The organism is Mycolicibacterium wolinskyi, assembly GCF_002101965.1.
In the GTDB taxonomy this organism is placed as follows: Bacteria; Actinomycetota; Actinomycetes; order Mycobacteriales; family Mycobacteriaceae; genus Mycobacterium; species Mycobacterium wolinskyi.
Genome location: NZ_LQQA01000034.1, coordinates 176,184 through 195,615 on the forward strand (window position 1 = coordinate 176,184; position 19,432 = coordinate 195,615).

At 68.2% G+C, this 19,432-nt stretch carries 15 protein-coding genes and 1 pseudogene; 11 read left to right on the forward strand and 5 right to left on the reverse strand.

What is annotated here, in order from left to right; translation table 11 throughout:
- Positions 1-49 precede the first annotated feature (49 nt).
- Entirely contained in the window at positions 50-1,189 is a 1,140-nt protein-coding gene (locus AWC31_RS34915) for an AI-2E family transporter (protein WP_067848612.1), read from the forward strand.
- A gap of 6 nt (positions 1,190-1,195) precedes the next feature.
- On the opposite strand, the gene mmpL3 is transcribed toward AWC31_RS34915, so the two are convergent.
- From mmpL3 to trmB, 3 genes are all read right to left on the reverse strand, one after another.
- Positions 1,196-4,144, reverse strand: coding sequence for a trehalose monomycolate exporter MmpL3 (gene mmpL3 / locus AWC31_RS34920; protein WP_085150222.1), 2,949 nt, complete (start codon positions 4,142-4,144; stop codon positions 1,196-1,198).
- A 66-nt stretch (positions 4,145-4,210) separates the two neighbouring features.
- Positions 4,211-4,891, reverse strand: coding sequence for an NYN domain-containing protein (locus tag AWC31_RS34925; RefSeq protein ID WP_234790830.1), 681 nt, complete (start codon positions 4,889-4,891; stop codon positions 4,211-4,213).
- Between the two features lie 26 nt (positions 4,892-4,917).
- On the reverse strand, positions 4,918-5,700 hold the full coding sequence (trmB, locus tag AWC31_RS34930; RefSeq protein WP_165766109.1) for a tRNA (guanosine(46)-N7)-methyltransferase TrmB: 783 nt from the start codon (positions 5,698-5,700) through the stop codon (positions 4,918-4,920).
- A 197-nt stretch (positions 5,701-5,897) separates the two neighbouring features.
- Between trmB and AWC31_RS34935 the strand changes: the two genes are divergently transcribed.
- From AWC31_RS34935 to AWC31_RS34945, 3 genes and pseudogenes are all read left to right on the forward strand, one after another.
- The gene (locus AWC31_RS34935; RefSeq protein ID WP_085150226.1) at positions 5,898-6,827 is read left to right on the forward strand and encodes a P-loop NTPase family protein; all 930 of its coding nucleotides are present in this window, start codon (positions 5,898-5,900) and stop codon (positions 6,825-6,827) included.
- Positions 6,824-8,279 (forward strand): annotated as a pseudogene (locus AWC31_RS34940) (hypothetical protein). The gene AWC31_RS34935 and the pseudogene AWC31_RS34940 overlap by 4 nt, the downstream one beginning before the upstream one ends.
- Before the next feature lie 174 nt (positions 8,280-8,453).
- Entirely contained in the window at positions 8,454-10,274 is a 1,821-nt protein-coding gene (locus AWC31_RS34945; RefSeq protein WP_085150228.1) for a phosphoenolpyruvate carboxykinase (GTP), read from the forward strand.
- A gap of 24 nt (positions 10,275-10,298) precedes the next feature.
- Here the strand turns inward: AWC31_RS34945 and AWC31_RS34950 are convergent, their stop codons facing one another.
- Positions 10,299-10,856, reverse strand: a complete 558-nt coding sequence (locus tag AWC31_RS34950) for a TenA family protein (RefSeq protein ID WP_085150230.1) — start codon at positions 10,854-10,856, stop codon at positions 10,299-10,301.
- Positions 10,857-10,918: 62 nt separating this feature from the next.
- Between AWC31_RS34950 and fadD4 the strand changes: the two genes are divergently transcribed.
- Both fadD4 and AWC31_RS34960 read left to right on the forward strand, forming a co-directional pair.
- Positions 10,919-12,439, forward strand: coding sequence for a fatty-acid--CoA ligase FadD4 (gene fadD4, locus AWC31_RS34955; RefSeq protein ID WP_085150232.1), 1,521 nt, complete (start codon positions 10,919-10,921; stop codon positions 12,437-12,439).
- Between the two features lie 4 nt (positions 12,440-12,443).
- Positions 12,444-13,337, forward strand: coding sequence for an enoyl-CoA hydratase/isomerase family protein (locus tag AWC31_RS34960; protein ID WP_085150311.1), 894 nt, complete (start codon positions 12,444-12,446; stop codon positions 13,335-13,337).
- Here the strand turns inward: AWC31_RS34960 and AWC31_RS34965 are convergent.
- Entirely contained in the window at positions 13,315-14,025 is a 711-nt protein-coding gene (locus AWC31_RS34965) for an SDR family oxidoreductase (protein ID WP_067848588.1), read from the reverse strand. The two genes, AWC31_RS34960 and AWC31_RS34965, sit on opposite strands and share 23 nt — an antisense overlap.
- A gap of 86 nt (positions 14,026-14,111) precedes the next feature.
- On the opposite strand from AWC31_RS34965, the gene AWC31_RS34970 reads away from it, so the two are divergent.
- The 5 genes from AWC31_RS34970 to AWC31_RS34990 are packed head-to-tail and all read left to right on the forward strand — an operon-like array spanning position 14,112 to position 19,410.
- Complete coding sequence (locus tag AWC31_RS34970) at positions 14,112-14,930, forward strand: helix-turn-helix domain-containing protein (protein ID WP_067848585.1); 819 nt, start codon at positions 14,112-14,114, stop codon at positions 14,928-14,930.
- Positions 14,931-14,945: 15 nt separating this feature from the next.
- Positions 14,946-15,929: a hotdog family protein gene (locus AWC31_RS34975; RefSeq protein WP_085150234.1), complete on the forward strand. Its 984-nt coding sequence runs from the start codon at positions 14,946-14,948 to the stop codon at positions 15,927-15,929.
- 12 nt (positions 15,930-15,941) lie between these two features.
- Positions 15,942-17,033, forward strand: a complete 1,092-nt coding sequence (locus tag AWC31_RS34980; protein WP_085150236.1) for a CoA transferase — start codon at positions 15,942-15,944, stop codon at positions 17,031-17,033.
- Positions 17,027-18,292 carry an amidohydrolase family protein gene (locus tag AWC31_RS34985; protein WP_085150238.1) on the forward strand — a complete coding sequence of 422 codons (1,266 nt, stop codon included), beginning with the start codon at positions 17,027-17,029 and terminating at the stop codon, positions 18,290-18,292. Before AWC31_RS34980 ends, AWC31_RS34985 begins: the two co-directional genes overlap by 7 nt.
- Positions 18,289-19,410, forward strand: coding sequence for an MFS transporter (locus AWC31_RS34990; protein WP_308204513.1), 1,122 nt, complete (start codon positions 18,289-18,291; stop codon positions 19,408-19,410). The genes AWC31_RS34985 and AWC31_RS34990 overlap by 4 nt, the downstream gene beginning before the upstream one ends.
- Positions 19,411-19,432: the final 22 nt, after the last annotated feature.

Genomic DNA, 19,432 nt, shown 5'->3' on the forward strand with positions numbered 1-19,432 from the left:
TCGTGCCGACATCGCCGCTCGGCGGGCGCGCCGCGGCTACGCTACCGACATGCTTTCGGATTCCGTTGCCGATGAGTCGGTGACGCCCCTCGTTCGCAAGACTGCAGCCTGGTCATGGCGCCTGTTGGTCATCCTTGGCGCCGTCGTGGCGTTGCTGTGGTTGGTCAAACGGCTCGAGCTGCTCGTGGTGCCGGTGGCGCTGGCCACCATGGTCACCGCGTTGCTCCTGCCTGCCGTCGACTTCATGGACCGCCGCGGTGCGCCGCGCGGATCCGCGGTGGCGCTCGTGCTGCTGGCCGGCATCGCGATCGTCGGCGGCATCCTGACGTTCGTCGTGTCGCAGTTCATCGAGGGTGCGCCCGATCTCGTGGAGCAGATGACGCGCAGCATCGACGGCGTCCGCAACTGGCTGATCGAGGGCCCGCTGCACCTGAGCAGGGAGCAGATCGACCAGGCGGGCAACACCGCGATCGAGGCGCTGCAGCGCAACCAGGAGCAGCTGACCACGGGTGCGCTGTCCACCGCGGGCACGCTCACCGAACTCGTGACCGGTGCGCTGCTGATGTTGTTCACGCTGATCTTCCTGCTGCAGGGCGGGCGCAACATCTTCGCGTTCGTGACGAAGATCTTCCCCGACCACGTTCGCGAACGCGTGCGCGACGCCGGGCGTGCCGGCTTTCACTCACTCGTCGGCTATGTGCGGGCGACGTTCCTCGTCGCGCTCGTCGACGCGGTCGGGATCGGCACGGGCCTTGCGATCATGGGCATCCCGCTGGCGCTGCCGCTCGCCTCGCTGGTGTTCCTCGGCGCGTTCGTGCCGCTGGTCGGCGCGGTGGTCGCCGGGTTCTTCGCGGTGGTGGTCGCGCTGCTGTCCAAGGGTTTCGTCTACGCGCTGATCACCCTGGGGCTGATCATCGCGGTCCAGCAGCTGGAAGGACACGTGTTGCAGCCGCTCGTGATGGGCCGCGCCGTGTCGATCCACCCCTTGGCCGTGGTGCTCGCGATCGCCGGTGGCGGCGTGCTCGCCGGAATCGTCGGCGCGCTGCTCGCCGTCCCGGCCGTCGCGTTCCTCAACAGCTCGGCACGCGTGCTGCTGGCCCGAGATCCCGCCGCCGAAGAGGCCAGACAGGAAACCGAAGGCGAAACCATCCTGGAAGCGCCCTCGGACGACCTGTCCGAACGCGAGTAGCCGCGGCTAGAGCCGGCCCTCGCGCCGCAGCAGGTCCTGTGCGCTCATTCCGCCACCGCGCCGCTTGGGCTCGTCGGTCTCGCGGGTGTTGAGCTTCTCGGTCGCCGGATCGGCACCCGCGGGCGGGCGCTGCGCGCTGAACGCCGTCGTGGGTGCGTTGTCGCCGGGCGCCTGCCGCGACTGCGGCATCGCGCGCGTCGCATCGGCCGACGGGCGTGCCGGCGGGGGAGGTGGCGGCGGGGTGCTCTTCGCCGGGCCGTTCGCCGGCCCGCCACGCAGTGCACCCAACCACGACTCGATCTCGCGTTCCTCGCGCGGAGTGCCAGGTGGCGGCGGGGGCGGCGGCGGAGCCGGTTGGGCCCCGGGTCGCGGCGTGCGGGCCGTCGGCGCGTTGGCATTGCCGGTCGCGGTGTTTACCGCGCTGTTGACCGCGTTACGGACGGCGTTGCGCGCCATGGCGAACCGCGTTGTCGCGGGCTCGTCGGCCTGCTGCGGCGGCGGCCCGATCCGTACCGTGCCTGCGGCCGACGGCGCGTTGGTCCGCATCGGCGGTGCCTGGCGGCTTGGATCGACGCCCGGGTGCGTGGGATCGTGCGGCCGGGGTGGTGGTGGCGGGGCACCGACACCCACCAGTGCACGCTCGTCGTCGGCCGGCTCGCGCACGGTCGGACGCTTGCGCTCGTCGGGCAGTTCGGTCTCGCCGAGGCCGATCTTTTCCTGGATCCGCTTCATCCAGCGCGGCGCCCACCAGCAATCGTCGCCGAGCAGCTTCATGATCGCGGGCACCAGGAACATACGAATGACGGTGGCGTCCAACAGAAGTGCGATGAGCAGACCGAACGCAAGGTATTTCATCATCACCAGGTCGGAGAACGCGAACGGGCCGGCGACGACGGCCAGGACCAGGGCGGCGCCGGTGATCAGCCGACCCGTGGTCGCGGTACCGATCCGAATTGCCTCGGCGGTGGACATGCCGCGTTCGCGGGCCTCCACCATGCGGGACACCAGAAATACCTCGTAGTCCGTCGACAGGCCCCAGATCACCGCGATGATCAACCCGATCATCGGTGCCATGAGCGGCTGTGGTGTGTAGTTCAACAGGCCAGATCCATGGCCGTCGACGAACATCCAGGTAAGGATGCCCATCGTCGAGCCAAGCGTGAGCGCGCTCATCAACGCGGCCTTGATGGGCAGCACGATCGACCCGAAGGCCAGGAACATCAGGACGGTCGTGGTGATGACCAGGATCGTCACCATCAACGGCAGCCGGGAGAACAGGCTGTGGATACTGTCCTGCTCCAGCGCGGGTGTACCACCGACATAAACGGTGATGCCGTGTGGCGGCTGCAGCGCGCGCAACCCCTCGATATTCGTCGCCGCGTCGCCGCGGTTCACCAGGCCGTTCTGGATCACCCGCACCGACGGGTCCTTCGATCCGCTGTCGGTGGCCGGGCGTTCCTTCCACATGGCATCGGGATCGTTGTCAGGATCGGTGAACCCGGGGACGGTCAGCGCCTTCGCCCGCATGTCGGCGATCTGCGAGTCGGTGATCGGTTCGCCGTCCTCGCGCTGCATCACCATCGTGATCTGTTCGGTGCGGAAGCCGGGGAAGAGCTTGTCGAACTCCTCCTGGGACTGCCGCACCGAGTTGTCCGGCGGCAGATACTTCTCGCTGATGCCCGCGAGCGTGAGCGAACCGATCGGTATGACGAGCAGAGTCATCACGACGAGGATCGGCGTGGCGAACGCGACGGGCCGTTTCATCACGACGTTGACCAGCTTGCCCCAGAAGCCCCTCTCGACTTCTTCGCGGGTCTTGGTCTTCTGGGTCTTCTCCGCGAACCAGTCGATGATGCGGCGCGAGAACGGCCAGTTGGCCAGGAACGGCACCTTGAGCAGGGTGCGAACCCCCAGTGCGTCGACACGGGCGCCGAGAATGCCCAGAACCGCAGGCAGCACCGAGATCGACAGGATCGCGGCCAACATGACCGACGCGATGATCGCGTAAGTGATCGATTTCAGGAAGCCGAGCGGGATCAGCAGCAGCGGCATCGATGACGCGACGATGATCACCGCGGAGAACGCCACCGTTCGGCCGGAGGTCATCACAGATCTTCGTACGGCCGCCTCGGTGTCATAGCCTTCGGCGAGTTCCTCCCGGAACCGGCTCACGATGAACAGGCCGTAGTCGATCGCGATACCTAGGCCCATCATCGTCACCACCGGCTGGGCGAAGAAGTGCACGGGCCCGAATTCGGCGGTGAGCCGCAGAATGCCCAATGCGCCTGCGATGGTCAGGCCGCCGATGATCGCAGGCAGGGCCGCGGCGACCGCGCCGCCGAACACGAAGAACAGCACGACGGCCACCAGCGGGATGATGGCGATCTCGGCACGCTTCTGGTCGGTGCCGATGGTTCCGGTCAGTTCGCTCGCGAGCGGGTTGAGGCCCGCCAGTTTGATGTCGCCGCCGTTGACCTGCCGCAGCTCGGGCTCGATGGCCTGGTAGTTCTTGAGGATTTCGTCGTCGTTCTCACCGTTGAGCGGCACGCTGATGAAGGTGTGACGCAAATCCTGCGTCTTCATCTGGCTGACCGTCGGGTCGGTGGTGTCGGGCGCCTTCAGCCACCCGACCCACCCGACGACCTGGTCCGGGTTGTCCTCGACGAATTTGTCCAGCTCTTCGGTGACCGATTTCTGCCAGGCCTTGTCGGTGACCTTCTTGTCGTCCGGCGGGGTGAGGATCGCCACGATGTGGCTGGTCCGGTCACGGCCGTACACCTCGTCGGCCAAGAGCGAGGCCTTGACGGACTGGCTGCCCTCGTCGTAGAAGCCGCTCTGGGTGACGTTGTCGCCCAGACTTATCCCATAGACGCCGCCACCGAGGCATAGCGCCACCATGACACCGATGACGATGTACCTGAATCGGTACACCGTTCGACCCCACCAGGCGAACACTTACGCTCCTAACTAAAAAACTTGTGTGACCCGCATATCGCACTTGAAACCGGTCATTTGCAGTTGTTACACACGCGAGGTCAGTAGCGATGACAACGGCCGGAATGGCTGCAGCCACGCGCCCTGCTCGGGTAGCGAGTCCAGGCCGATCCGTGGCAGCGGTTCCCGGAAAACACCAGGAATGTCCTCCAGATCGACAAACTCCAAGGTATCCGACGCTAGCGCCCAGCTTGCATGTTCGCGAAATCCAAGCACCTGCACGGGTGTGCCCTCACGGGCGATTTCCTCAAGCGGTTCCCGGAATGCCTGACCATCCGCCGAGGCAACCAACACCGCCGCCAGCCCCTCACTCCTCCGCAGGGCGATGTGGTTGAGCATGTCGCTGTCGACGTCGCTGTCGTCATCGATCTTCGGTTTTGCGAAGACTGCGAAACCCACGTTACGCAACGCCTCCACCCATGGGCGGACGACATCCGCGCTACCTGGGGCGATGTTGGTGAAGACGGTGGCTTCGGGCTCGAGGGAAATCGTCGGTTCGCCCTCGGCCGCGGAGGCGGCCGAAAGGTCGGCGGTGTATGCCAACAGCCACCGGCCCAACGCGTCGAAACGCGGCCGGTGCGCGGCGGTCGGGCGGCCCCCGAGGATCGAACCCAGCCCCATGTCGAGATTCGGTGCGTCCCAGACCAAGAGCACCCGCCGGACGCCGGTGCGCGCGGACGTGTCCGCGGGTGAGACATCCTGGCTCAGGCCCTGTTCGATGTCGGGGCTCACAGTCACGGTCGCTTCTCCCAGACCAGTTCGGCGACGTCGGTGCCGGCCAGGGCTTTGCGCTCGTACTTGGTGACGGGCCGTCGCACCGAGATGGGCAGCGTCGAGTCCAGGTCGACGCGGCGCAGGAGCGGCTCGGCATCGCCGACCTCGGCGATGTGCTCGGCATATCCCATGTGGTCGGTGGCCGCATGCAGGATGCCGCCGGGGCGCAGCCGGTCGGCGATCAGCGCGACCGTCGCGGGCTGCAGCAGCCGGCGCTTGTGGTGGCGGGACTTCGGCCATGGGTCGGGGAAGAACACGCGCACGCCCGTGAGCGACTCGCTCTTGAGCACGTGTTCGAGCACGTCGACACCATCGCCGCGGATCATGCGGATGTTCGTCACGCCCTCGCGGTCGATGGCGGTGAGCAGTTGGGCCAGCCCTTTGCGGTACACCTCCACGGCGATCACGTCGATGTCCGGCTCGGCCTGGGCCATTGCCAATGTCGACGTGCCGGTGCCCGAACCGATCTCGAGGACCAGCGGTGCGGAGCGGCCGAACCAGGCTTCGATGTCGAGGTCGGTGACCGGGTTGCCGTCGTCGTCGCGGGCCTGGATGCCCAGGTCCGGCCAGCGCCGGTCCCACGTGTTCTGCTGGCCGCCGGACAGCGTCGAGCGGCGGGTGCGAAAGCTCGTCACCCGCGGAAGGCGGTGGGTCCCGGCCGGGTCGCCTGCGACATCGGATGTCGGGGTCGGTTCGCCGACGACATCAGACTTCGGCGCGTGCATCCGTCCATCGTCGCCTATCGGCGGCGAAGTGCCCGCATCGTGGTACAGATTGATACCCAACAGTTGCCTTGAACTGTTAGGTCCCAAACATCCGTTCGCGAGCCTGCCCGGGACGTGCCACGATTTTCTCGGAGGACCGGGGAGCTCACAGGGAAGGCCGCCAGATTTTCGCAGACGAGCTCAAGCGCTTTGCCGACCGCGACGGCGATCGGCGGTTGGCCCAGATCAGCGCGCGCGTGTCGGCCGATGTGACCGTTGCCGTTCACGGTCGTCGCGGGGTCGGTGTCAGCACTGTCGCCGGTGCACTGGCCGGCTGCGGGGTGGCGGTGCGCGACTCCGGCGAAATCTCCGTTCTGGTGATCGCCGAGGTACTCAAACCCGAGGATCGCGCGAGTCTGGCCCGGCTGCGACAGGACGGCACCCCGGTGCTGATCGTGCTCAACAAGGCCGATCTCGCCGGGTCGGGTCCGGGTGGCCCGATGGCCACCGCCCGTGGGCGGGCCGATCAGCTGCGGCGCCTGGCCGGGGTTCCGGTGGTCCCGATGGTGGCGTTGCTCGCGGGTGCCGATCCCGCGCCGCATCTGGTGCGGGCGCTGCGGGTGGTGGCGGCCGAGCCCGCGGATCTGACCTCGCCCGACGCGTTCCTGCGCGCGCCGCACGGTTTGCCGGTCGAGGTGCGCGTCGAGTTGTTGGACGCATTGGACCGGTTCGGCATCGCGCACGCGGCCCTGGCGCTGAGTCGCGGCGCCGACGCCGACGGGCTGCCCACGCTGTTGCATCGTCTCAGCGAGGTCGACCAGGTGCTTGCTGCGCTGTCAGCGGTCGCCGCACCGGTCCGGTATCGCCGGATGCGTCGCGCGCTTGCCGAACTTCGCGCCCTGCGCAGCGAGCCTGCCGCGCGTTTCCTGGCCGCCGATGAGACCGTGTTCGCGATTATGGGGGCCGCCGTCGACGTCGTGGAGGCGGACGGGGTCGCGGTCGACCGGGGTGACGACCGGAAGTCGCACCTGCACCGCGCCCACTACTGGCGGCGCTACAGCCGAGGCCCGGTCAACGCGCTGCATCGCAGCTGCGGTGCCGACATCGCGCGGGGCTCGCTGCGGCTCCTCGACAGTTCGCCAGACCACCGGGTCATCGGGCGGTGACTGGGCCGCATCCGGTCGGAGCCGCGGACGCCGCAGATGCTGTGGTGGCGGCGATCGACCCTGGGCTCAACTCGCCGGGGGTGGAATCCCGTGACGTCGTGCTGGTAGCCGGTCCGTGGCTCGCGGGCGCGAGCAGCGTGCTGGCGGCGCTGCGCGACCGGATGCCGGACTACACGTTCGTCGAGTCCACCGATCTGCTCGCCGGGGAAGCACCGATGGCAGTGGTGTTCGTCGTGTCCGCCGCCGCTGTCGTCACCGAATCCGACTGCGCCCTGGTCGATCTGGTGTCCCGATACACCGACCTGGTGGTCGGGGTGCTGTCGAAGATCGACGCGCACCGCAACTGGCGCGAGGTGCGCGACGCCGACGCGGCCGTTCTCGCCGAGCGGGCATCGCGCTATGAGCGGATGCCGTGGGTCGGGGTCGCGGCGGCGCCCGACCTCGGCGAACCCCAGCTCGACGACCTTGTCGAGCTGTTGTCGCAGCGCCTGGCCGATCCTGATCTGTTGCGTCGAAACAGATTGCGGGCCTGGGAAACTCGACTGGAGGCCGTGATCGGCCGGTACGAGGCCGACGGGTCGGGCGCCGACCGCAAGGCGCGCGTGGATGCGCTGCGCGAGCGGCGTGACGAGATCAACCGCAGCCGCAGGCTCGCCAAGACCGAACGCAGCATCGCGCTGCGCAGCCAACTGCAGCAGGCCCGGGTTCAGCTCGGGTATTTCGCCAGGAACCGGTGCAACGGTACGTACCGAATTGCAGGAGGACATCGCAGGCATCGGCAGACGCCGTATTTCGGGCTTCGAGGCGTACGCGCGGCAGCGGGCCGGCGAGGTGGTGACCGAGGTCGACGAGGGCGTCACCAAACACCTCGGCGATGTCGCGGCCGAGCTCGGTCTGACGCCGCCCGCGCCCGCATCGATGCCGCGGCAACCGGACATCGCCGCGCCGCCGCTGAAGTCCCGCAACCTGGAGACGCGGCTGATGATGGTGCTCGGCGTCGGCTTCGGCCTTGGTGTCGCGTTGGCGGTGAGCCGCCTCTTGGCGGGTGCGGCGCCCCGGTTGGCCGTCGCCGGCCTGGTCGTCGGTGCCGTCGTTGGCCTGCTGCTGGCGGGGTGGGTGGTCAGTACACGGGGCCTGCTGCACGACCGGGCGGTGCTGGACCGTTGGGTCAACGACGCCACGACCGACCTGCGGTCCAGCGTTGAGGAGCTCGTCGCGACCCGGGTGCTCGCGGCCGAAACCGCGCTCACCACCGAACTGGCCGGACGCGACGAGAGCGAGAGCGCGACCGCGGCCGAACAGATCGCCGCGATCGATGCCGAGTTGCGTGAGCACGCGGTCGCGACGGCCCGCGCGGCTGCCCAACGCGACCGGCGGATCCCGCCGCTGCGGCGTGCACTGGAGGCTGTTCGGGCCGAACTTTATGCCGATTCGGGCGCTACTGACGAGTAACCGGCTTCTTACGTAAAACTGAATCGTTCCTGTGAGTCATCGGACATAGCACTGGTTCACTCTGGGTATGTCACCCGCGTTAACCTCTACCCAAAGGGGCAGCCGTGACCGCGTCGTGACGTGGCTTGGGTATCCACTCACGTTCGACAAAAAAATCCTACGCAGGAGAATTCGATGACCTCAGCGACCATTCCGGGTCTGGACACCGCACCGACCAAACACGAAGGACTGCTGGCCTGGGTTCAGGAGGTCGCAGAGCTGACACAACCCGACCGGGTGGTGTTCGCCGACGGCTCCGAAGAGGAGTACGACCGGCTCACCGCGCACCTTGTCGAGGTAGGCACCTTCCAGAAGCTCAACGACGAGAAGCAGCCGAATTCGTTCCTCGCCCTCTCCGATCCCTCCGATGTCGCGCGCGTGGAATCGCGGACCTTCATCTGCTCGCAGCGCGAGATCGACGCAGGCCCGACCAACAACTGGATGGACCCGGCCGAGATGCGCGAGATCATGACCGGCCTGTACCGGGGCTCGATGCGTGGCCGCACCATGTGGGTGGTGCCGTTCTGCATGGGTCCGCTGGACGCCGAGGACCCGAAGCTGGGTGTCGAGATCACCGACTCCGAGTACGTCGTCGTCTCCATGCGCACCATGACGCGCATGGGCAAGGCCGCCCTGGAGAAGATGGGTGACGACGGATTCTTCGTCAAGGCGCTGCACTCGATCGGTGCTCCGCTGGAGCCCGGCCAGGCCGACGTGCCGTGGCCGTGCAACGACACCAAGTACATCACCCACTTCCCCGAGACCCGCGAGATCTGGAGCTACGGCTCGGGCTACGGCGGCAACGCGCTGCTCGGCAAGAAGTGCTACTCGCTGCGCATCGCCTCGGCCATGGCCCACGACGAGGGCTGGCTCGCCGAGCACATGCTGATCGTCAAGCTGATCTCGCCGGAGAACAAGGCCTACTACATCGCGGCCGCGTTCCCGTCGGCCTGCGGCAAGACCAACCTCGCGATGCTGCAGCCCACCATCCCGGGCTGGCGCGCCGAGACCGTCGGCGACGACATCGCGTGGATGCGCTTCGGCAAGGACGGCCGGCTCTACGCGACCAACCCCGAGTTCGGTTTCTTCGGCGTCGCGCCGGGCACCAACTGGGACTCCAACCCCAACGCGATGAAGACCATCGCCAAGGGCAACACGGTCTTCACCAACGTGGCCAAGACCGACGACGGCGACGTGTGGTGGGAGGGCCTTGAGGGCGACCCCGACCACCTGATCGACTGGAAGGGCAACGACTGGTACCGCGAGTCGGAGGACAAGGCGGCGCACCCGAACTCGCGCTACTGCACCCCGATCGCCCAGTGCCCGACGCTGGCGCCGGAGTGGGACGACCCGCAGGGCGTTCCGATCTCGGCGATCCTGTTCGGCGGCCGCCGCAAGACCACGGTTCCGCTGATCACCGAGGCGCGCGACTGGCAGCACGGCGTGTTCATCGGCGCGACGCTCGGCTCCGAGCAGACCGCTGCCGCCGAGGGCAAGGTCGGCACCGTGCGCCGCGACCCGATGGCGATGCTGCCGTTCCTCGGCTACAACGTCGGTGACTACTTCCAGCACTGGATCAACATCGGCAAGAACGCCGACGAGTCCAAGCTGCCGAAGGTCTTCTTCGTCAACTGGTTCCGCCGTGGCGACGACGGCCGGTTCCTCTGGCCGGGATTCGGCGAGAACAGCCGCGTGCTCAAGTGGGCCATCGAGCGCATCGAGCACAAGGCCGAGGGCCGTTCCACCCCGATCGGCATCGTGCCGTCGGCCATGGACCTCGACCTGAGCGGTCTCGACGTCGACCCCGCCGATGTCGACGAGGCGCTCGCCGTCAACGCCGAGGAATGGCGTGCCGAGCTTCCGCTCATCGAGGAGTGGTTCGAGTTCGTCGGCGAGAAACTGCCGACCGGCATCAAGGACGAGTTCGACGCCCTCAAGCACCGGCTGGCCGAGTAGCTTTCGGCGTCTGCTCGGCGCGGGTCAACGCTGCGCCATGTCCCAGAACGCCACCTCGTGCTCGAGTACCTCGCGCACCACATCGTCGTTGCCGTGTGTGACGGCGAGCTCGCCGAGCGCATCGACGTAATCGCCGAATTCCGGTGTGGTCCAATGCTCGACGAAATCGCGGAACTTCGACGTCTCCGATGCGGCATACGTCCAGGCCAGTAAGTAGACGCGTTCCACGACCCACAACGCGGTCACGGCGGTATCGAACGGCTCGGCGTCGAGGCGGTCCAGCAGCTTCCGGTAGGCCAGCGTGGCCGGCAGCGCTTCCTGCGTCATCTGCAGGCCGCGTCGCCGCGCCTGCTCGTCGAACCAGTCCAGTTCGGCGACCAGTGCCGCGCACCCGGCCGCGAGCGTGGTCTGCGCCCGCCGCGGCGCCCGCGCCAGCAACCGGGCCTGAAACGTCAGCAGGTCGGCGACGAAGATCGCGTCCTGGCACAACCAGCGGTCGAACGCCGCATCGGTGATGGTGCCGTCACGCACGGCGTCGAGAAACGGGTGTCGGGTCGCGGTCGTCCAAAGCTCATCTGACACGCCACGAACAATAGCGACCAGCCACTTGACACCCGTCAAGTGGCGCCGATTACAGTCGGCTCATGCAGATCCGTGAGCACGCCAAGGCCAGCCCGGACAAGCCGGCCATCATCCTGTACCCGTCGGGAACCGTCGTCACGTTCGGTGAGTTGGAGGCCCGTGCCAACCGGCTGGCCCACTACTTCCGTGAGCACGGGCTGCGGGAGGGTGACGTGGTCGCGATCCTCATGGAGAACAACGAGCACATCCACGCCGTGATGTGGGCGGCGCGCCGCAGCGGGCTGTACTACGTGCCCATCAACACGCATCTGACACCCGCCGAGGCGGCATACATCGTCGACAACAGCGGCGCCAAGGCGATCGTCGGCTCGGCCGCGCTCACCGACGTCCTGAGCGGTCTCGAAAGCGACCTGCCGAACGGGCTGCCCGACATCCTGCTGATCGCCGACGGGGACCTCGACGGCTGGCAGCGTTATCCGCAGGCCGTCGCCGATCAGCCCGATACCCCGATCGACGACGAGATGGACGGCGATCTGCTGCAGTACTCGTCGGGCACCACGGGCCGGCCCAAGGGCATCAAACGCGAACTGCCGCATGTGCCCCCGTCGGAAACCCCCGGCATGATGGCCGCGCTCGTCGGCTTCTGGATGCATCCCGATGCGGTGTATCTGAGCCCGGCGCCGCTGTATCACACCGCGCCGTCGGTGTGGTCGATGCAGGTGCAGGCCGGCGGCATCACGACCGTGGTGCTGGAGAAGTTCGACGCCGAAGGCGCGCTCGACGCGATCCAGAAGCACGGTGTGACGCACGGCCAGTTCGTCCCCGTCATGTTCACGCGCATGCTGAAACTGCCGGAATCCGTACGTAATTCGTATGACCTGTCGAGCCTGCAGCGCGTCATGCACGCCGCGGCGCCGTGCCCGGTGGAGATCAAGAAACAGATGATCGACTGGTGGGGGCCGATCGTCGACGAGTACTACGCGTCCTCGGAAGCCATTGGCGCAACGCTGATCACCGCCGAAGAGTGGCTGACGCATCCCGGTTCGGTGGGCAAGGCGATGACGAGCGTCGTGCACATCCTCGACGAGGACGGCAACGAGCTGCCGCCGGGCCAGGCCGGGGAGATCTACTTCGAGGGCGGCCAGGACTTCGAGTACCTCAACGACGCCGAGAAGACGGCATCGTCACGCGACTCGCACGGCTGGAAGACGGTGGGCGACATCGGATACGTCGATGAGGACGGGTACCTCTACCTGACCGACCGGCGCCACCACATGATCATCTCGGGCGGGGTCAACATCTACCCGCAGGAAGCCGAGAACATGCTCGTGGTCCACCCGAAGGTGATGGATGCCGCGGTGTTCGGCGTGCCGGACGACGAGATGGGCCAGAGCGTCAAAGGTGTCGTACAGACTGTCGACCCCTCCGACGCCACGCCGGAATTCGCCGAGGAACTGCTGAGCTGGCTGCGGGAGCGCCTGTCGCACTACAAGTGTCCGCGATCCATATCGTTCGAGGAGCAGCTGCCCCGCACCGACACCGGCAAGCTGTACAAGCAGGAGCTGATCAAGAAGTATTCATGACGTGATCGAGCTGCCGGGTGGTATCCGCGTCAGTGTCGAAACTCCGGACGAGGGCGCCACGTTCACGCTCACCGAGTCCGCGGCCGACGATCGCATGACGGTCACCGTGGACTCGGTGGAGCACACGCTCGCCGAACTCACCGAGCGATGCGGACGCTGGCCGCAAGCCGCCGCGGTGTGCGACGACGTGTTGCGCAGTATCGACGTCGCCGCACCCGCATTCGGTGGCGTGATCACCGAGTCGCTCGCGTACTCGACTCTGCAGTCCGGGCCGGAGTTCGCCCGCTGGCTGGCCGAACGTGGACCGGCGACCGTGCCGGAACTGCCCGATCCGGTGCAGGCCCGCCGCGACGGCAACACCCTGCACGTGCGGTTCAACCGGCCGCGGCGACACAACGCGTTCTCCACCGACGCGAGGGCCGCGCTGCTCGAGGCGCTCGAGGTGGCGCGGCTCGATCCGTCCGTCGACGAGGTCGTGCTCGGCGGCAACGGCCGATCCTTCTGCAGCGGAGGCGATCTCGCCGAATTCGGCTCGTTCGCCGATCCGGCGAGCGCGCACCTCGCCCGCACCCGGCACAGCCCCGCGCTGGTGCTCGACGAACTCACCGCGCGCTTGGGCCGTCGCTGCCGTGCGCACGTGCACGGGCAGGTGCTCGGCAGCGGACTGGAGATGGCCGCCTACTGCGGCTGGGTGAGCTGTGACCCCCACGCCACGCTCGGACTGCCCGAACTCGCACTGGGCCTGATCCCCGGTGCCGGCGGCACGGTCAGCATCACTCGCCGAATCGGCCGCTGGCGCACGGCCTTTCTCGTGTTGTCCGGCCGTACCATCGACGCTGCGACCGCACTGGCGTGGGGACTGGTCGACGAGATCGTCAGCGTTGGCGGGCCGGCCTGATGATCATCTCGTTGACGTCGACCTCTGGCGACTCGTTCACGGCGTAGGACACCGCACGGGCGATCGCATCGGGCGGGATCGAATCGGCCCGGTACGTGCGCATCGCTTCCGCTGCCGTCGGATCGGTGATGGTATCGGCGAGTTCGGATTCCACGACACCGGGCGAGATGGTCGTGACACGGATGGCGGGGTCGAGCTCCAACCGCAGCCCCTCGGTGATGGCCCAGGCGGCGTACTTCGTCGCGCAGTACACCGCGCCGGTCGGCGCCACTTCATGGGCACCGATCGACGCCATGGTGACGAAGTGGCCGTGACCTTGCCGCTGGAAATGCGGTAGCGCGGCGGCGATGCCGTTGAGCAGGCCGCGGACGTTGACGTCGATCATGGTGTCCCAATCGTCGACCAGCAGTGCGTCGAGTCGCGACAGCGGCATCACACCGGCGTTGTTGACGATCACGTCGATGCGCCCGTGCTCCGACACCGCCCAGTCGACGAACGACACCACGTCGGCGCGATCGGTGACGTCCAGGCGGCGCACGGCCAAGTTGTCGCGCGCCAGCGCGGCGAGGCGGTCTTCGCGGCGGGCACCGCCGATGACGTGGTGGCCTTCGGCGGCCAGTCGGGTCGCGATGGCCGCGCCGATACCGCTGGTGACTCCGGTGACGAGAATGATCTTGGATTCGCTCATGCCAGCCAGGCTGCCGCGCCGCGCCATCATGAACCAGGGTGCAGCGCACCCAGGCACGGCAGCCGGGCCGCGCATAATGTGGCGGTATGACCGAGCTCGGGGATTACCTGCGCAGCATGCGCGCGCTGGTCGGGCCGGCCGAGGTCGGCTTGACGAGCGTGGGGCACCGGCGCGTGCCCGGGCTGCGGCGTGAGGAGGTGGCGCTGCTCGCCGGGGTCAGCGTCGACTACTACGTGCGGCTGGAACAGGGCCGCGAGCGGTCGCCGTCGGCGCAGGTGCTCGATGCCCTCGCGGCCGCGTTGCGGCTCGACGACGACGGCCGCGGTCACCTGTTCCGGGTGGCCGGGCTGGCGCCGCGCCCGCGTAGCGTCCGGACGGCCGACCGGGTCGATCCCGCGCTCCTGCGGCTCATGACGGCCTGGCCCGACAATCCGGCGCTGATCTACAACCGGGCGTTCGACGTGCTGGCCGCGAACCCGCTGGCCGAGGCGCTGTTCGGCGACTTCGGCGCGGACGGGAACCTGATCCTGTTGGTGTTCACCGAGCCGAGGGCCCGCGATTTCTATGTCGACTGGCACGACATCGCAGCCAATGCGGTGGCCGGATTTCGTCGCAACCATGGCCTGGCGCCACATGATCCGCGCGTCGCGGCCGTGCTCAACGAACTGCTCGCCCGCAGCACGGAGTTCACCGACCTGTGGGCCAGGCATGAGGTCCGGGGAAAATCCATCGCGGCCAAGACCTTTCGCCATCCCGATGTCGGCACGCTGACCTTGGAGATGCAGACGTTCGACGTGCGGTCGGCGCCCGGCCAGGAATTGGTGGTCTACCAGGCCGAGCCGGCCACGACGAGCGCCGATGCGCTGAAGCTTCTGGGCAGCCTCACCGCCTCGATCGGCATGTGAATAGCATGTGAATTCGTGACTGCTCATGGCCAGTTTTCCGGGGGTCCGTACTTCGACGACCTGGAAGTGGGCCAGGTATTCGACACCGCGCCGTCGATGACGCTGACGGCCGGTGCCGCAGCCGCCCACCAGGCGATCATCGGAGACCGGCTGCGGTTGGCGCTCGACGCCGAACTGGCCGCCGCGGTCACCGGCGCCTCCGGCCCGCTCGCCCACCCGGCGCTCGTATGCGACGTCGCGATCGGCCAGAGCACGCTCGTCACGCAGCGGGTGAAAGCCAACCTCTTCTATCGCGGGCTGGCATTCCACCGCTATCCAGTCATCGGTGACACGTTGTTCACGTGCACCGAAGTGGTTGGCCTCAAACAGAACTCGAACAAGCCCGGGCGTGCGCCGACCGGCTTGGCCGCGTTGCGCATGACGACCGTCGACCAGGACCAACGACTCGTGCTGGATTTCTACCGGTGCGCCATGTTGCCGCTGTCCGACGGCGCGGGAGACACCGGCCATACCGACGACCTGACCGCGATCGGTACCGACGCGACCCCCGACCCGACCGCAGGGTGGGACGCCGACGCCTACCGGGCGAGGGTTCCCGGCCCGCATTTCGACGCGGCATTGGTAGGTAGCGTCTTGCACAGCACCGCCGACGTGGTCTCGAGCGCACCCGAGCTCGCTCGATTGACACTGAATATCGCTGCCACACACCACGATTGGCGTGCCGGCGGCAAGCGGCTCGTGTACGGCGGTCACACCATCGGGCTGGCGTTGGCGCAAGCCTGCCGGCTGTTGCCGAACCTGGTCACGGTGCTGGGCTGGGAATCGTGCGATCACACCGGGCCGGTGCACGAGAACGACACGCTGTTCAGCGAACTGCACGTGGAGTCGGCCGAAGCAGGTGTGCTGCGGCTGCGCTCGCTCGTGTTCGCCGCCGCCGGTCCCGACGACGCAGCGGACCGCCAGGTGCTCGACTGGCGGTTCAGTGCGTTGTTGTTCTGAGAGACACGTGTGATGAATTCGGCGGTGCTCGGCCGGGCGCAACAGGTGGCGGACGCGTTTGCCGCCTCCACCGGTGTCGCCGTCGATGCCGCCGAAATCCTGACCGGACGTGCAGCACTGCTCGGCTTGGCGCCGCGCAGCCGCATCTCGGCGGGCGGGGCCACACGTCTGCTGAAGACCGGCGACGGCTGGGTCGCGTTGACGTTGTCGCGCCCGGATGACGTCGCCGCGGTACCCGCACTGGTCGGCGCCGACACGGTGAACAGCGACCCATGGCCGGCCGTCGAACAGTGGGCCGCCCGCCGCGATGCCGCGCAGTTCGCCGAGCGGGCCCGGCTTCTCGGCCTGCCCGCCGCCGTCCTCGGCGAAACCGCTGCGGCCCCACCACGGATCGCCCGAGTCGGCGATCGGAGTACGGCCCGGCCGCTGACCGGCCTGCTGGTCGCCGATCTGTCGTCGATGTGGGCCGGGCCGCTGTGCGGCCAACTGCTCATGCGTGCGGGCGCCACCGTGGTGAAGGTCGAAAACCCGGGACGGCCGGACGGCACCCGCGCCGGATCCACGGCGTTCTTCGACTGGATGAACCACGGAAAGCTCTCGTACGCAGCGACTTTCGATGACATCGGCCCGCTGCTCAAAACAGCCGACGTCGTGATCGAAGCGTCGCGCCCCACCGCGCTCACGCGCCGCGGACTCGGCCCGGAATCGGCGAGTGCCCGCGACGGGCGGGTGTGGCTGCGCATCACCGGACACGGCGCGGCCGGCGAGCGGGCAGACTGGGTGGCATTCGGCGACGACGCCGCGGTGTCCGGAGGTCTGGTCGAATACCGCGCCGGGGCACCGGCTTTCACCGGTGACGCGATCGCCGACCCACTCACCGGTCTGCATGCCGCGCACGCCGTCGTGGAGTCCTGCGCACGTGGGGGCGGCGAGCTCATCGAGTTCGCGATGGCCGCGGTTGCCGCCGAGTACGCGCCGCTTGCCGGCGACGGCGACGCGGTCGGCGTGGTCGCGCCGCCGCTGTCGCCGTCCGGGCCCGCGCTGGGCGCCGACGACGCCGAAGTGCGGCGGCTGATAGCCGAACGTGAGGCGCAGGCATGCTGATTCGGCGTGCGAGCCTGATCGACGGGGCAGTGGTCGACATCCGGGTCGGTGAGCGGATCGAAGAGGTCGCGGCGTCGTTGCCGGAGAGCGAACCGGTGCTCGACGCGGCCTTCGGCACCGTCATCCCTGGCCTGCACGACCATCACCTGCACGTGTACTCGGCCGCCGCCGAACAGGATTCGATCCGGGTCGGGCCGAACTATGTGCGGGATGCCGCACAGCTGCGGCGCGCGCTGACGAGCGCACAGCCGGGCGGTGACGGTTGGATCAGGGCGGTCGGCTATCACGAAGTGGTGGCCGGACCGCTGGACCGGCATCGGCTCGACGAGCTCACGTCGACCGTGCCGGTGCGGGTACAGCATCGCAGCGGCGTCCTGTGGATCCTCAACTCGGCCGGGCTGGAGGCCGTCGGGCGCCCCGATCATCCTGACGGCAGATTGCGCAGCGCCGATCCGACCTGGGCTGAGCCGTTGCAACGCAGACAAATTCAGGTGGGGCAGTTCAGCGAGCGCCTGGCCCGCTACGGCGTCACCGGTGTCACCGACGCCACGCCCGACCTCGACGCCCTGCCGACCGGCCTACGTCAACGGGTGCACCGGCTCGCACCGGGCAAACGCATACTGCACGACGACGATCTCGACCTGGACGCCCTGACCGCGTGGATCGGCCGCCGCCACGACGACGGCAACCCCGTCGCGATCCATTGCGTCACCGCGGCCCAACTCATCGTGACGATCGCGGCGCTGCGCGTCGCCGGAATCCACCCCGCCGACCGCATCGAACATGCGGCGATGGTTCCCGACGACTGCATCGCCGACCTCGTCGACCTCGGGGTGACCGTGGTGACGCAGCCGAACTTCGTCGCCGAACGCGGCGACCAATATCGCACCGACGTCGCTGAAACCGAACAGGATCAACTGTGGCGCCTGGCGACGTTGTCGGCCGCAGGCATCCCCGTCGCGTTGTCCACCGATGCCCCGTTCGGTGACGCGGACCCGTGGGCGGCGATGCGCGCCGCGGTGCATCGCCGAACGCCGCGGGGCGTGGTGCTGAATCCGGCCGAACGCGTGTCGGCGCGCACGGCCCTTGAGATGTTCTGCGGTGCGGCCGAACGTCCGGCAGTCCCGCGGACGATCGCGCCGGGCCAGCCCGGCGATCTGTGCGTGCTGTCGGCGGGGCCGGCGCAGGTGCTCGACCAATTGGACGCGGATTTGGTAGCGGCCACCATCGTCGGCGGTGTCGTGGTGTTCGCCCGGTGAACGTATGGCGCACGCCGGGCATGCCGGCCCTGTTGGCATCGGCCGCACTCGGATTCACCGGGTTCGCATTGCTGTTGCCGGTCGCGCCGATGTGGGCTGTGCACATCGGCGCCGACAATCTCGGGGCCGGCCTGGTCAACAGCGTGCTGATGGGATGCACGGTGCTGGCGCAGCTGCTGGTCGGACGGCTGCTCAAGCGTGTCGGCGCGCCGGTGACCCTGGCGATCGGACTGGTGTTGTTGGGCGCGCCTGCACTGGCGCACATGGCCGCGGGCTCGTTGTGGGCGGTGCTGCTGCTCGCGGCGCTGCGAGGTTTCGGTTTCGGGATTCTCACGGTGACCGGTGTCGACGGCATCGCCGGTCTGGTACCGCAGGAGTATCGGGGCCGCGCGGTCGGGGCATACGGATTGGCCCTCGCCGCACCGCAATTCGTCCTCACCCCGGCCGGGCCGTGGCTGGCCGAGCACGTCGGTTTCGAGCTGGTGTTCGTGCTCGCCGCCGCCCCGCTGCTGGCGGTGCCGCTGGCACTGGCGTTCACCCGCTCGGTGCCGACGCCGCCGCGCACCACCGAGGACCGAATCTCGGTGAGCCGTGGCCTGGTGGGGTCCATCGCGGCGCTCGTCGTGATCACCGCGTCGGGTGGCGCGATCCTCACCTTCGCACCGCAATTCGGCAGTGCGGAGGTGGCATTCGGTGCACTGCTGGGTCTGACCGGTGCGGCGGCGTTGACGCGGTGGCTGGTCGGCGGTGTGGCCGACCGATTCGGCCCGGCAAAGTTCATCGATCCGATGCTGTATGTGGGTGCGATCGGCCTGGTTACGGTCGCGTTCGGGATCGGCGCTCACGGCTTGCTCGTCGTCGCGGGCGCGGTGCTGGTCGGCGTGGCCTACGGGTCGTTGCAGAACGTCACGCTGGTCCAGGCGTTCGCGGCGTCCGGCGAACACGCCCGCCGCGCCGTCAGTGTGGCCTGGAATGTCGGGTTCGATGCGGGCACGGGCCTTGGCGCGCTGGCCGTCGGTGCATTGGCCACGTCGAATTCGTTTCCGTCGGCGTTCGCGGCGATGGCCATCGGATGCGTCGTGGTCGGGGCCTGCTGGACCGTCGGGCGCCGATTGTAAGTGCCCAGCGACGGGTAAACCG